Annotated in this window: 9 protein-coding genes; all 9 read right to left on the reverse strand. The window is 62.2% G+C overall.

Annotated elements, in window-relative coordinates:
- Nucleotides 1-3,215, reverse strand: a 3,215-nt coding sequence (locus tag ACFWYE_RS30470) for a toxin TcdB middle/N-terminal domain-containing protein (protein ID WP_379115746.1), incomplete at its 3' end; no start/stop codon positions are given.
- A 196-nt stretch (nucleotides 3,216-3,411) separates the two neighbouring features.
- The gene (locus ACFWYE_RS30475; RefSeq protein ID WP_379115747.1) at nucleotides 3,412-5,424 is read right to left on the reverse strand and encodes a putative 2-aminoethylphosphonate ABC transporter permease subunit; all 2,013 of its coding nucleotides are present in this window, start codon (nucleotides 5,422-5,424) and stop codon (nucleotides 3,412-3,414) included.
- Nucleotide 5,425: 1 nt separating this feature from the next.
- On the reverse strand, nucleotides 5,426-6,580 hold the full coding sequence (locus ACFWYE_RS30480; RefSeq protein ID WP_379115748.1) for a putative 2-aminoethylphosphonate ABC transporter ATP-binding protein: 1,155 nt from the start codon (nucleotides 6,578-6,580) through the stop codon (nucleotides 5,426-5,428).
- Between the two features lie 85 nt (nucleotides 6,581-6,665).
- Nucleotides 6,666-7,688, reverse strand: a complete 1,023-nt coding sequence (locus ACFWYE_RS30485) for a putative 2-aminoethylphosphonate ABC transporter substrate-binding protein (protein WP_379067289.1) — start codon at nucleotides 7,686-7,688, stop codon at nucleotides 6,666-6,668.
- A 499-nt stretch (nucleotides 7,689-8,187) separates the two neighbouring features.
- Nucleotides 8,188-9,303: a TIGR03364 family FAD-dependent oxidoreductase gene (locus ACFWYE_RS30490; protein ID WP_379115749.1), complete on the reverse strand. Its 1,116-nt coding sequence runs from the start codon at nucleotides 9,301-9,303 to the stop codon at nucleotides 8,188-8,190.
- Between the two features lie 45 nt (nucleotides 9,304-9,348).
- On the reverse strand, nucleotides 9,349-10,695 hold the full coding sequence (locus tag ACFWYE_RS30495) for an aspartate aminotransferase family protein (protein WP_379115750.1): 1,347 nt from the start codon (nucleotides 10,693-10,695) through the stop codon (nucleotides 9,349-9,351).
- 58 nt (nucleotides 10,696-10,753) lie between these two features.
- On the reverse strand, nucleotides 10,754-12,208 hold the full coding sequence (phnY, locus tag ACFWYE_RS30500) for a phosphonoacetaldehyde dehydrogenase (RefSeq protein ID WP_379115751.1): 1,455 nt from the start codon (nucleotides 12,206-12,208) through the stop codon (nucleotides 10,754-10,756).
- A gap of 10 nt (nucleotides 12,209-12,218) precedes the next feature.
- Nucleotides 12,219-13,481, reverse strand: coding sequence for a phosphonoacetate hydrolase (gene phnA / locus ACFWYE_RS30505; protein ID WP_379115752.1), 1,263 nt, complete (start codon nucleotides 13,479-13,481; stop codon nucleotides 12,219-12,221).
- Between the two features lie 32 nt (nucleotides 13,482-13,513).
- Nucleotides 13,514-14,710: a 2-aminoethylphosphonate--pyruvate transaminase gene (locus tag ACFWYE_RS30510; RefSeq protein WP_379115753.1), complete on the reverse strand. Its 1,197-nt coding sequence runs from the start codon at nucleotides 14,708-14,710 to the stop codon at nucleotides 13,514-13,516.
- Between the last annotated feature and the right edge of the window lie 78 nt (nucleotides 14,711-14,788).

Genomic DNA, 14,788 nt, shown 5'->3' on the forward strand with positions numbered 1-14,788 from the left:
TATTTGATCGGGAACGCGTTGGGATCAAAAGAATCCCGGATCGCCTCATAGCGCGACTTGGAGACGATGTAGGAGCTAAGTGTCGGCGCGTAGGCATAGACCGTCCACGCCTCGTCCCCGCTGACATCGTTACGACCGTAGTCCTTGATCTCTGTGATGTTGCCCCACGCGTCGAAAATGCGATCGAGCGTGCGGGTCAACGCGATGGGACCATCCGTTTCGGTGGTCGTCGTGCCGGTGTTCTGCACCCAGTAGGGTTTGGTTACGGCGTTGACAGTGTAGGCCTCTGTGACACGTTTACGCTCGACGCCGGAACCGTCCTTGTAGACGGCCAGCGACGGCAGGCCATGGCTCGCCAGATCCTGGCGGTAGGTCGTCTCGACGGTCGGGCGGTTGATCTCGCCATTACCCGCCGGCCTGGTTTCGATCACGCTGGCAAAGCCGAGGAAGCGCCGCACGACAGGATCGTATCTGCCGCCGGAATAGGCATAATCCGTTTCCGCCACCTGACCACGGCCGTCGTAAACCTTCAGCTTGGTCACCGCATGCACGACCTGTGGCAGGTAGTCGTTCTGCCACTGCGTCGACGGCGCGAAATTGGCTATTACAGTGCCGCCGAGTTCTGTCGTGATGATCCGCAGCAGGTTGGGTGTGCCCGCACCGGCACTAGAGACATAGACCGTATCGACAAAACTGCCGGCGCCATTGCGATTGACGAAGTCGGGCAAACCATCGCCGTTGAAGTCACCGATCAATGTCGTGCCAGTAAGCGAAAACGGACTGAACGGCGTCGGATAATAGGCTCCGCCGCTTGGCTGCAGCGAAAACACCCGCATCTGTCCGTTGGAGAGGACCGGCCCCACAGGAGGGGTCACCGGAGTCTCTACGGTGATCAGGTCCATGCGCCCGTCATTGTCGAAGTCGCGCAGGACCGCAGAGCGGCCCGCAGCCGAATTGACACTGAAGGATTTGAAGCCATTGCCGGTCGACAGCAGAATTTGAATGGCGCCAGTGTTGCCGTTGTAACCAAGGATATCTGTTGCGCCGTCGCCATTGATGTCACCCAGCACGCAGGTTCCAGCCCCCGCATAGGGCGTGGAAGAGCATGACGCAGGAATTGTGTCTCCGACTTGCCAGGTGCCGCCCGACAGCACGCCCTTGCGCGTTGTGACGCCAGCTATGAAGAGCGGCGCCTGTCTGCCGTTACCCAGGAAGTCACCTACGCCCAAAATAGGAAGACTGGTTTCCTGGCTATACAGTGTATCGACGCCATCTCCGTCATGGTCGGCGACGAAATTGTAGGGAGCCGATGCATTGTTCATGGCACCCTGAGGAAGAGTTCCGCAGGTTGCCTCGTAGCCTGTCGGCATTGGCACCGGAGGCAGCGCGTTGCCACAAGCGATTTTGACTAGATTGAGCTGTGCATCTGTCTGCAGGATCGATCGCGCGGCTGAATAGCTGGTGCGCCCGGAATGACCGTCGGTGTAGTACTGCATGACCGCATCGGCAAAATCCATCGTTGCCTTGCCGGGGATGAAACGACCGGCTTCCGAGTTATAGCCAGGCACCGGAATTCCCGAACCGGATCCCGGCTGCGAAACGGAACCCAGGTCCAGCGACTTTGTCGCTGCAAGCGAACCATCCGTAGCGAACTGATGGATGATCTTGGTACGGTCGTGATAGGTGGTGGTACTGCCTTCATGTCCCCCACTATTTACGGTTCTCGATGTGATGCTATCGCCGAAAATTTCATCACGACCGTCGAAATTGAGATCGCCGACTTGGGTCGGGATTGAAACGCCGGAAACGGCATTGCCGAACAGGGCAATGTTGCGCGTGTTGAACTCAGCTCCCGCATCCTGGTAGTTCATGATAGCAATGGGCTTGGAAGCACCTCCAGATATGGTGCCGGAGCTGTCGATACTGGCATCCGAACCATGACGGGTGACGCGTACCAGTCGCGAAGCGATGGAAAACGGCGCTTGATCATAAGCCAGCGCATAGGCACCACGTAGTTGTCCGGATACCCGCACCGCGATCGATTTGATGCGAGTGTTTGTCTCCGAAATGCCCTCGCCACTCCCCATCAGGATGGGGTCGGGTCGTGCCTCGCGGTAAAACGTGACTGTAGTGCCGTTGTAGGAAATGGCATTGAGATAGCAGACCGGTGAATCTGGACAGCTGTAGCTGTAGTTGACCGTGTTTCCGTGGACATCTCGAACTGAGGTCAACAGCCAGCGATACGCATAGCCAAGGTTGTTGGTTGGAGCGCTGCCCCATACGGCGACAACCGAACTGAAGGTCGAGACCGTGCCATCACGATCGGTGATCTCCCAATATCTGGAGTATTCCGATCCAAGCTGCTTGATGCGTCGATAGGATTCATTCTCAGTGGCATGAGTGCCGCCGGCCGTACACGAAGGCGACGACACGCCAGATCCGCAGGGCACCAGCGGCATACCGTTGAGCAGGAACACATCCGAGCTATCGAACACCGGCATGCCGTAGCCGGGGCTCGCCCGCTCAATGACGTCGATGCCGTCTAGCCCCCAGCCATAACCCAGCCAGCCCTGGTAGAGCCCGCTAAGCTTGGTCTTGCGTGAGGAATCGTAGGTCAGCGACAGCTTCGGCTCGAGACCGCGGAAGGCCGGGACGTCGATGTCAACGGAATAGCCAAGACTGCCATTCGAGGCCCTGCTCGGCAGATCAACCTTGGCCGGCGCGCCGATCGCCTCCGGATCCTTGCCGATCGTACCGCTACCTGAGGTAGCCGCAGCCATCGCCGCTGCCTCAGGAGCCGCCTTCTGTTCCGCCTTGGCCTTGGCGGCATCCTTGTTTTCGGCTTTGTCCTTGTCGGCGGTCTTACTGGTGCCATTGCCGATCTTGGCCGCTGCATCAGGATCGCGATCCTGAGAGGTGGCACCCCTGGCATCACCCTGGCTGTTTGGCTTCGCTATGCCGCTGCTCTCATCCTTGGCGGATGTCGAAGCCGCACCATTCGGCTTGCTGTCTTGAGACTTGCCGCCTGCTCCAATGCCGGCACCACCATTACTGAAGCCGGTGCTGCCCGGCGTCGTGGAGCCACCGCCCGCTGTTCCAGCCAGAGTGGATTGCGCAAAGGCCTGTCCGCTATCGGACCAGCCCGGAAAGCCAGGATTGCACGCACCGAGAACCCCCGCGACTACAAACGTCGCGCCAAGCAGCAACCGACTCATCAGCCCCTCCGTGTCCGGTTGAGCCGACGCTAGCTAGAATCACCAATGCGCAAATGACGGTGGTGTTGAGCGAGTAAACATATCCACAGGATTGATTAGAGGGAATGCCGATTTGGATCAGGAAGCCCCTTTCAAGACCGAACTAGCAGACCACCAAACAAACCTCCGCGCGGCAACCGCAGGCAATCTCTATGTCCTATCTCGCCCGCCAGACCTGCGTCCGCGACAGCAGCAAGCGCGACACAGCCGCGTGGATCAGACGAGCGGCGATGTTAGTGTAGAAGATCATCATGCCCATGGCGGCAGCCGGCGCGACGTCGCCAGCATCGTCCATGTTGAGCACGGCCACCGAGGCAAGCTGCGTCTGCGTCGAATAGAGGAACACCACTGCCGAAACCGTCGTCATGGCGTTGACGAACAGATAGATCGAGATGTCGAGGATCGCCGGCAGGCAAACGGGCAGCGTGACGCGGAAAAACAGTTTGTGGAACGGCTGCTTCAGCGAAGCCGCCACCGGCTCGAACTCGCGGTCCATCTGTTTCAGCGCCGTCAACGCGGTGAGATGCGAGACGGTGTAGAAATGGGTGATCGTGCAGATCACCAGAATGGTCATCGACCCATAGATGGCGTGCAGCGGGTTAGCCGGGTTGTTGAAGAAGAAGATGTAGGCAAGGCCGAGCACCATGCCGGGCACCGCCATCGGCAGCATGGCCAGGAACTGGAACAGCGAACGCCCGGCTCGGAAGCCGTCACTTTTTTCCACCATGTAGGCGCCGATGAAGACAATGATGGTACCGAAGAAGGCGGTCAGCAGCGCCATCTTGATGGAATTGTGGTAGGCGGCCCAGCCCCCGCCATCCATCAGGTCGAAGCGGAAGTTCTTCAGGCTCGGCGTCAGGTCATAAGGCCAGAACTTCACCATCGCCGCCAGCTGGCACACGCCGATCATCGTCAGGATGAATGCCCCGATCAGCGCGCAATAGGCAAAGCAGCCCCAGTCGAAGCCGCGGTTCGGTTTCGGCTCGTAAGGCACCGAGCGGGCCGACAGCAGCGCCACCTGTTTCTTCTGGATGGTGCGGTCGACAAAGAAGGCGGCAATAGCCGGAATGATGAGCAGCACGGATACCACCGCGCCCATCTCGAAATTCTGCTGGCCGATGACCTGTTTGTAGATGTCGACGGCGAGCATGTTGTACTGGCCGCCAATGACCTTGGGCAGGCCGAAATCGGTGATGACCATGGTGAATACCACGAAGGCGGCCGATACGATGCCGTAGCGCGCGCCGGGTACAGTCACCGTCCAGAAGGTGCGCCATCTGGTGGCGCGCAAAGCCGCCGCTGCCTCGTAGTGGCGCGCATCGGCGACGCTGAGCGACGTCGAGATGATCAGCAGTGCATGCGGCAACGTGAAGAAGACGGAGCCGATGACGATGCCGATCGGTCCATAGATCGAGTTGCCCATCATCCAGCTTTTGAGCAGGCCCTGATTGCCGAACAGATAGACCAGCGCGATGCCGGGCAACAGCGACGGCACCAGGATCGGCACGGTCATGATGAGCCGGAACAAGCCCTTTAAGCGCATGCGGCTGCGATTGAGCGCATAGGCAAGGCCGAAGGCGATGCCGATGACCAGCACGGTACTGATGACCCCCATCAAGACCGAGTTCCAGATCGCCTGCGCCAGCGAGGGCGTCGAGACATAGGCGACGAAATTGTCGAAGCCGACGGTACGGGCCGGGCGGAGCATCACGCGGCGGAAAGTGTTGGAATCGACCTCCACCCAGTCGGTGCCGCGCTTCAGGTCCGAACCGACCAGGAAGGCGGACTGCCCGGTGGTGCCGCGGATGCGGTATTTGAGCGGGCTGCGGAAACTGAAGTCCTTGAACAGGCCGGTGACCGACAGCCTCCCGTCAGAACCGGTGGCAAGCTGCGCCTCGGTGATCGCCTTGGCATCGGCGTTGAGCGCGGCGACCGTGCGCGCCGGACCGAAGGCGGTGCCGCTGTCGTCGCTGCGCGCGATCTCGAAGGCGTCGAGGTCGAAACGGTAGGTCGACATCGACTTCGACAACAGCACATAGAGTGGGGCGGCCAGCGCCAGTAACAGATAGAGCGCGATGACCAGCATCAGGCCACGCTTGACGATATCGTCGGACGACAACAACAGGCGCGGCGTGCTGCCGGCGGGAAGGTCGAGGGCTGCCGCGCTCATCTCAGCTCGCCTTCGGAAAAACGAGCACGCGGTTCTGCGGCAGCTCGACACGCATGGCGCGGCCTGTCTCGATGCCAAGACGGCGGACCGCATTGATCGAGAAGTCGGCGACCAGCACACGCTCGCCGAAGCGCGGCGACGACAGGCGGCAGCGCCAGAAGGCGCCGAGGAATTCCATCTCCAGCACCGTGACATCGATCAGATTCTGCGGGGTCTTGATGTCTTCGCGCCCGTCGAGCGAATGGGGAATGATATCGACCGGGCGGATCACCGCGGTCACATCGCTGCCCGGGGTTACTTCGCAGGATGCGCAAACGAGTTCCGTCCCGGCGAGCCCGACCGTCTCACTGTCGATCATCCGGGCCGGGAACTGGTTCGTCTCGCCGATGAAGTCGGCGACGAACAAGGTGTTGGGATGGCGATAGACCTCGCTCGGCGTTCCGACCTGTTCGATGACGCCGTGGTTCATCACAACGATGCGGTCGGCCATCGACAGCGCTTCCTCCTGGTCGTGGGTGACCATGATGGTGGTGACGCCGAGCTTGCGCTGCAATTCCTTGATCTCGTGGCGCAGATGGACACGCACCTTGGCGTCGAGCGCCGACAGCGGCTCGTCGAGCAAAAGCAAGCCCGGCGAAACCGCCATGGCACGGGCCAGAGCGATGCGTTGCTGCTGGCCGCCGGAGAGCTGGGCCGGATATTTTTTCGCCTGTTCGGACAGGCCGACCAGGGCAAGCAGTTCTGCAACGCGCGCCCGGATCTCCGCTTTCGGCCGTCGGGCATTTTCCAGGCCGAAGGCGATGTTCTTCTCGATCGTCAGGTTCGGGAACAGCGCATAGGACTGGAACACGATGCCGTAGTCGCGCTTCGACGGCGGCAGGTTGGAGATGTCCCTGCCCGCCTGGTGGATCGAGCCACGCGTCTGCAGGTCGAGTCCGGCGATGGCGCGCAGCAAGGTTGTCTTGCCGCAGCCGGAGGGCCCGAGGAAGCAGACGAACTCACCCTCCCTGATATCCAGCGACACGCCCTTCAGCGCGACGAAGTCTCCGAACGTCTTCCAGACCTGGTCGATGACCAGATAGCTGGAACCGGCAGACGCCCGCGGCTCAAGGCGCAGCGGAGCGGCACCCGCTCCGGTGACGGTCTCGTGTTTCATCTCGTGGCCCATCTTTGGTGCAAGCGGAAACGACTGGTGTTCAAGCAGAACGGGCGCCGCTTCCGGCGGCGCCCGGCTGGATTGCTCAGCTTTTCGGCTCGGACTTGGCGTCGTAGCGCTTGGCCCACTCCGCCAGGATCGCCTTGCGGTTGTTGGCCGCCCACTCGAAATCATTCTTGATCATGTGGTCGGCGACATTGGCAGGCAAATGCTCGACCGGCTTGGCAATGCCCGGGAAGGCCAGCACGGCATAACCTTCATTGTACATCTCGTTGGCCTCTTTCGAGACCGAGAAGTCGACCAGTTTCTTGGCCGCTTCGAGGTTGGCGGTGCCCGCAACGATGGCCGTGGCTTCGGCCTCCCAGCCGGAACCTTCCTCGGGGAAGATGATGTCGATCGGCGCGCCGGCGGATTTGGCCTTGGCCCCGGGGAACTCGAACGAAACGCCGATCACCGTCTCGCCGGCGCCGGCCATCTTGCAGGGCTTGGAGCCGGAATGGGTATAGGCGGAGATGTTCTGATGCAGGCCATCCATGAAGGTCCAGGCATCCTTCTCGCCGAACATCTGCAGCCAGGCCGACACATCGAGGAAGCCGGTGCCCGAAGAGTTCGGGTTCGGCATCACGACATGGCCCTTGTATTCGGGCTTGGTCAGGTCCTTCCAGCTTTTCGGCGCGGCAATGCCGAGCTTCTTGGCCTCAACGGTGTTGAAGCAGATGGCGGCGACATAAGCATCCATGCCGGTCCAGGACGGCGGATTGGCGCTGTCGACAAAACGCTTGTCGAGCTTGTCGAGGCCGGCCGGCGCATAGGGCTCCAGCATGCCCTCGCTTTTCAACAGCAGCAGCGAGGTGGCGGCAAGGCCCCAGACGACATCGGCCTGCGGATTGTCCTTCTCGGCAAGCAGCTTCGCCGTCATCACACCGGTGGAATCGCGCACCCAGTTGATCTTGATATCGGGATAGGCCTTTTCGAAAGTCGCCTTGTAGCGGTCGAGGTCGACGGCCTCGATCGCGGTGTAGACCGTCAGATTGGTCTCGGCGATCGCTGCCGAAGCGGCGAAGGTTGCAGCAAGCGCTGCAAGCACGGATGTTATGCGCAATTTCATGGCTAGGTTCCCCGTCTGGTGACACATTCTTCGATGTATTGGGACGCCGGTCTGGCATCTGTGCCGGCCCAGAGATGCCGGCACGCGACGTCCATGAGCCACATTAGATTAGGGTCGTACGATAAGGAAAATCTATTTATTCTATGGTGGAATAGGTTTGGCTGATGTTTGTCATGAGGTTGTCATAGAGGGTTTGGGGGTCTGAAGCGCAGCGTCTCTATGTCCCCCTTTCGGGGGCGAAAGCGATTTCAGCATCTTAGACGAGCACGCCCTTTGGGGCGGCGCAGGCTAAGTGCTAGCAATCGCAAGAGAGGGGATTTTCAGCCGCAACGTCGACAAGGACTGCTCCAAGCAGCCCTTCATTTGAAAGCCGGGATCAGTTTGACCGTAACGATGACTGCGAGAGGTCTCAGCTGAATATCCCCTCTCTTGGATTTCTTCCCCGCAAGGGGGAGATACCAGCGCCTCGCCTTCGCAAGGGCGGGTCCGACACCCGGCTTCAACCAAACAACTCCGCCACCGTCTCCTCGCCCAGCGCGAAGCCGGTGCTGGCACCGGTGCCGGAGGTGACCATGACCAGCCTTATGTCCTCGTGCGGGGCATCGCGAAATGCTGCGTAGCGGGCGGAGGAATAGGTTCCAGTCCAGCGTGCGGTCACGGTCGGTTGGGCTGCCGGAAACAGCCGGACGAATTCGCCCAATATGAGCCGGTCGACCTCTTCCGAGCCGAATGGATCGGGTGTGGTGCCGTAGTGGTGGGAATCGCCGATCACCAGCGAGCCGTCGGCACTCTGAGTGACGATGAGATGGACACCATTGGCAAGTTCACCGGCTTGCTCGCTTTCGAGGCGCTGCCGCAATGCCGCAGCCTCCGGCAGCCCCGCATAGCCTTCATAACGCAGCAGGCTGAGATCCGAGACCAGCGCCGAATCCAGCCGGAAACCAGGGTCGGCGAGCCGCAGCATCTGCAGCTTGCAGCGGCGCACGCCATATTGACCGATGCGCTCGGGAAAGAGGCTGGTCAGGTCGTCGCCCGGGCACACCGCCACCTTGGCGGCACGGACAGTTCCAGCACTGGTCACGACCAGGCCTTTTTCGATCGCGGTGACAGCGACGCCGAAGCGGAATTCGACGCCCAGCTGTTCGGCGAGATAAGCGGTCAGCTTCGGCAGCACCTCGCGCGATTCCACGCGCAATTCAAACGGGCTGTGGAGGCCCCCGGCAATCTCGGCGCCGCGCAGGGCCGGCAAGCGGCCGATGACATCGGCCGGCGACAGCAGCGTGCATTCAGCGCCGTCCGGGGTTGCGGCGAAGGCCTGCAACACGGCAAGCGCCTCCGGCCTGCGCGCGACGACAAGCTTACCGCGATGCAGGACATCGAGCTCCGCCTCTGCGGCAAGATCCAGCCAGATGGCGCGTGTGCGTTCGGCGCGTGAACGCGAAATTCCGGGCTCCTGCCCACTGACCACGACCAGCCCGAAGTTGCGGATCGAGGCGCCGTTGGCCCGGGCATCGCGGTCGATGACAACCACGCGCAGGCCACGCCGTGCAGCGGCGAGCGCATGGGCGAGCCCCACGATACCAGCCCCGACCACCGCCAAGTCATACTGTGTCACAGTCGTCTCCCACTTTCCTGCTTTTTTGTTCGCGAGCCGACCGGGTCATCCAGCCATCACGGCATCTTCGACGATGGCAAGCGCCCGTTCGAGATCTGCCTTGCCGATGACCAGCGGCGGCGACAGGGTCAGCACGTTGCCGGCGCTGATCTTGAAGCTCAGGCCTTCTTCCAGGCAGCGGTAATAGACACGTTCCGCCAGCTCCTGCGCGGGCCGATAGCCGGCGCGGTCCTCGACCAGTTCGACTCCCATCATCAGGCCACGGCCTCGCACCTCTCCGACATGTGCGGAACGGCCGATCAGCTCGGAAAGCCTACCCATGGCATAGGCGCCGAGTTCGGCAGCGCGCTCGGCCAGCCCCTCCTCCTCGATGATGGCGATGGTGGTGAGCGCGGCGCGCGCCGTCACCGGGTTCTTCTCGTGGGTGTAGTGGCCGATCGCGAAATCGCCTGCGACGTCGAGCGCGCGCCGGGCAATGACCGAGGCGATCGGCAGCACGCCGCCACCCAGCGCCTTGCCCAGCACCAGGATGTCTGGCGTGACGTCGTCATGCTGGTGCGAGAAGAACTTGCCGGTCTTGGCCAACCCCGTCGGGATTTCGTCGAAGATCAACAGCGTGCCGTGCCGGTTGCAGGCTTCGCGCACCGCCTTCCAGAAACCTGGCGCAGGCGCCAGCGGCGTCGCCCGCATCGGTTCGGCGATGACGGCGGCGAAGTCGCCCTCGCGGCCGAGCACATAGGAGATCATGTTGGCGCAAGCCCCGGCCGAAGCCTCGAGGCTGTCATGACCATAGGCGCAGTTGCGGCTTGCCCAGGGCGCGACATGCTCGGCGCCCGTCATCAACGGTCCGGCGATCTGCGAACGGAACGTCGCCTCGCCGCCGACAGAAGCCGCGCCGAAACCGGCGCCATGGAAAGCGTCCCAGAAGGACAGCGTCTTGAAACGCCCGGTGGCGGCACGGGCGATCTTCAGCGCCACTTCGATGGCGTCGGAGCCACCGGTGGTGAACAGCACTTTCGACAGGTCGGCCGGCGCCAGCTGGCCGAGCTTTTCGGCGAGTTCGACAGCCGGCTCGTTGGCGAAACGGCGCGGCGCGAAGGAGAGTTCGTCGAGCTGCCGCTTGATCGCGGCGATGAGGCGCGGATGCGCATAGCCGATATGGTGGACACTGTTGCCATGGAAATCCATGTAGCGCCGGCCGGCCAGGTCCTCGATCCAGATGCCTTCGGCCCTGGCGATGGTCGACACGCAGGGGCTGGACAGCGACTGGTGCAGGAAGGCCTCGCCGTCGCGCTGCAGCAGCGCCCGCGACGGCGCATGATCCTGGCGCGCGTCCCAGTCCCTGCGGGCGGGCGCTTTGTTGGACTCCCCTTCGGTGTGCACGGTCGCCATGGCAGCTTTCTTCGATTTGCACGCTGAGCGGCGGCACGTGCCGCCGCCCTGATTGTTGCTACCAGGGCAGCGAGAAGGTTTTGACGTTGGTGAAGGACTTCATCGCCTCGATGACGCCTTCCTTGTAGCCATTGCCGGAATCCTTGATGCCGCCGAACGGGCTCATCTCGATGCGGTAGCCTGGCACTTCCCAGATGTTGACGGTGCCGACCTGAAGGCCGGAAATGTATTTCTGCATGCGGCGGAAATCATTGGTGCACACGCCCGACGACAGGCCGAAGGCAGTAGAGTTGGACAGCGCGATCAGGGCATCGTCATCGTCCGGTGCGCGGATGATCGGCACGATCGGGCCGAAGGTTTCTTCCATCACCAGTTCGGAGGCATGCGGCACGCGGTCGACGACGATCGGCGGTAACAGCGCGCCCTTGCGCCCCGGATTGTAGAGCACTTCCGCACCCTGCTCGGCCGCCATATGGACCCGGCGCTCGAACAGCGCGGCTGCCTTGTCATGCACGACCGTGCCGAGTTGCGTCGCAAGATCCATCGGATCGCCGAAGACGATCTTTTTGGCGCGTTCCAGCACCATGGGCACGAAACGGTCGGCCACTTTTTCCTGTACCAGGATGCGCTTCACTGCCGTGCAGCGCTGGCCGGAATTCTTGGTGGCGCCAGCGACGGCGAGGTCGGCCGCTTTGGCGAGATCGTCGTCGGAGAGATCGTTGAGGATGATCAGCGGATCGTTGCCGCCGAGCTCCAGCACCTGGCGCCGGTAGCCCGCCTTGGAGGCGATCAGCTTGCCGACCGGCACACCGCCGGTGAAGGTGATCAGCTCAATGTTGGGATTGGTGATCATCTCGTCGCCGATATCCTTCGGCCAGCCGGTGACGACCGACAGCATCTGCGGCGGCAGGCCGGCCTCGTAGAGTATGTCGGCCAGTACCAGCGCCGTCATCGGCGTGAGCTCGGTCGGCTTGACGACGACAGAGTTGTTGGTGGCGATCGCCGGCGCCACCTTGTGCGCCACCATGTTGAGCGGGTGGTTGAACGGTGTGATCGCCGAGATCGCCTTGAGCGGCTCGCGCAGCGTGAAGATCTTGCGCTGCTTGCCGTGCGGGGTGAGATCGCAGGAGAAGATCTGGCCGTCATCCTGGATCGCCATCTGGCCGGCCAGCGTGAACACGTCATAGGCGCGGCCGACCTCATAGAGAGAGTCCTGCTTGGAAATGCCGAGCTCCAGCGTGACGAGGTCGGAAATCTCGTCCTTGCGGACGTCGAGCAGTTCGGCTGTCTTCAAGAGGATCTTCTGGCGTTCGTATCGCGTCAGTTTTGACTGGTAGTCGGCAGCGATCTGGAAGGCTTCCCTGGCATGCGCCGCGCCGCCGGCCGGCACCGTGCCGGCCACCGTATCGTCCCATGGGTAGCGCACTTCGATGACGTCGTCGGCATCGACCTTGCGGCCTGCGATGCGCATCGGCTCGTGGCGGACCTTGATGGAGGTTTCTGCCTTGGTCATGGCATTGTCCTCACTGCGCCGGCTGCGCGGCTGCCATCACCGCATAATAGAAGGCATCGAAATTCCGCAGCGCCGGCGCTGCGGGCTGGTTGGACAGCACCCGGTTTGTGATGAAAGGCACGGCCTGTTCGGTGAGGCCGCCATGCGAACGCAGCGGCTCGTCGAGTGCTGCCAGATCATGGCGGTGTGCGCTGGTGCCGATGGTCTTGTTCTCGCCGGAGACCATGATGATATCGCCCATGCGGTCCTCGGGCAGTTCGAAACGGGCGCAGCCTTCCTCGCGGCCGAGCACGACGGTGATGCCTTCCACCTTGGCGAGCCTGGCCATGATGTCGGCGCGGTCGGCGCCCTTCGGCAGATAGGCGGTGGCGAAGGAGCCGAGCGCGCCATGATGCACGACATACGGGTCGGTGATCGGCAGGATAACGCGGGCGGCATCCTTGCCCAGCCATTCGTCTAGCAGGTCCTGGACATAGACGACGTTGGGCGTGCCGTCGGCATGATGCTTCGGTTTCATGCCGTGGTCGGCTGTGACGACGATGGCGGCACCCAGCGCATCGAGCTCGGCGAGATAGCGGTCGAACATGGCGTAGAAATCATTCGCCTGCTTCACCCCCGGCGCATATTTGTGCTGCACGTAGTCGGTGGTGGTCAGGTACATGACGTCCGGCCGGAATTCTCTGAGCAGTTTGACGCCGGCCGCGAAGACGAATTCGGAAAGTTCGGCGGAATAGACTTCCGGCACCGGCCGGCCGAGCCAGGCCGACGCATTGTCGATGCCGTTGGCGGCCTTCGTCGTGGTGTCCGACTTCTCGGAGGAGAAGCAGATCGCGCGGTTGTCGTCATAGGCCAGGCCGTGGCCGAGCAGCGCGCGCAGCTTGTCCTTCGCCGTCACCACCGCAACCTTTGCCCCGGCGTCGTAGAAGGCCTTGAACACGGTCGGCGCACGCAGGAACTTCGGATCGTTCATCATCACCTCCTCGCCCGTTTCCGGGTTGTAGAGATAATTGCCGCAGATGCCGTGCACGGCCGGCGGGCGACCGGTGGCGATGGAGAGGTTGTTGGGGTTGGTGAAGCTCGGGATCACCGAATGCGCGGTGCGCACGGTGCCTCGCTGCTTGATGCGCTCCAGCGCCGGCATCAGCCCGGCCTTGATGGCTTCATCGAGATAGGCGGGCTCGCAGCCGTCCAGGCAGATGGCGATGGCCGGCACCCGCGGCCAGGCATAGTCGCGTCCATTGGCGGAGACGGTGACGGGGGACATCTGGTTCATTGGGAGGGGTCCTTGGGTTTTTGCTGTTTCGATCAGGCGGCAAGCTTGGCGCGTTCGGCCAAGGCGGCCTGAGGTGGTGCGGCACTGGCGACGCCCATTTCCGCCAGCGACTGGCGGGCGGCCTCGACAACGCGGCGCATGACGTTTTCATCCATCCGGCCGATACAGCCGACCCGGAAGGAATCGACCACCGTCAACTTGCCCGGATAGATGATGAAGCCCTTGTCCTTCATCAGCTCGTAGAAGCGCTCGAAGACGAAATTGCCGTCAGCCGGGCAGAAGAAGGTGACGATGATCGGCGACAGCCAGCGATCGGACAGCAGGGTTTCGAAGCCGAGTCCGCGCATGCCCTCGACCATGACATCACGGTTCTTCCTGTAGCGCGCGCCGCGGGCGGCAACCCCGCCTTCCGCCTCATGCATGCGCAAGGCTTCGAGGAAAGCCGCCACCACATGCGTGGGCGGGGTGAACCGCCACTGGCCGGTCTTTTCCATCGCCGCCCATTGCGCATGGATGTCGAGCGACAGCGAGTGGCTGTTGCCCTTGGCGTTTTCCAGTTCGCTCTTTTTGGCGATGACGAAACCGAAGCCCGGCACGCCCTCGATGCATTTGTTGGCCGAGGAGACCATCGCCTCGTAGCGGATCTTGGCCGTTTCGAGCGGGATGGCGCCGAACGCGCTCATGGAATCGATCAGCAGCTTGCGGCCCCTGGCGTAGACCGCCTCGGAAATCTCGGCGACCGGATTGAGGATACCGGAACTCGTCTCGCAATGGATGGCGAGAACATGGGTAATGGCGGGATCGGCATCGAGGGCAGCACCCACCTCTTCGCCGCGTGGCGGCAGATAATCGCCCTTGTCGATCAAGGTGTAGGCGCGGCCGAGATACTGCATGGTCTGCGCGGCGCGCAGCCCGTAGGCACCATTGGCGAGAACCAGCACCTTGCCGTCCTTCGGCACGAAGGAGCCAAGCATCGCCTCGACGCAGAAGGAACCAGAACCCTGGATCGGCACGCAGTCATATTCGCCCCTGCTATCACTGATCAGCGCCAGCAGGCGTCGGCGCAGATCCGCAGTCATCGCCCGGAAATCGCCATCCCAGGAACCCCAGTCGCGCAGCATCGCCTGCTTGACGGCATAGGATGTCGTCAGCGGTCCCGGCGTCAGCAGGTAGGGCTCACCCAGGGCCGGCGGATCGAAACCTTCTACAGGCGAAAATTCGGCTCGCATCGACTGTCCTCCACCGCGCTACGATATGGCGCTTCGATGTGAGGATTGTTGCAGAGAAGCAGATATCTGAAAAATCGT

This window comes from Mesorhizobium sp. NPDC059025, from assembly GCF_042739655.1.
Classification (GTDB): domain Bacteria; phylum Pseudomonadota; class Alphaproteobacteria; order Rhizobiales; family Rhizobiaceae; genus Mesorhizobium.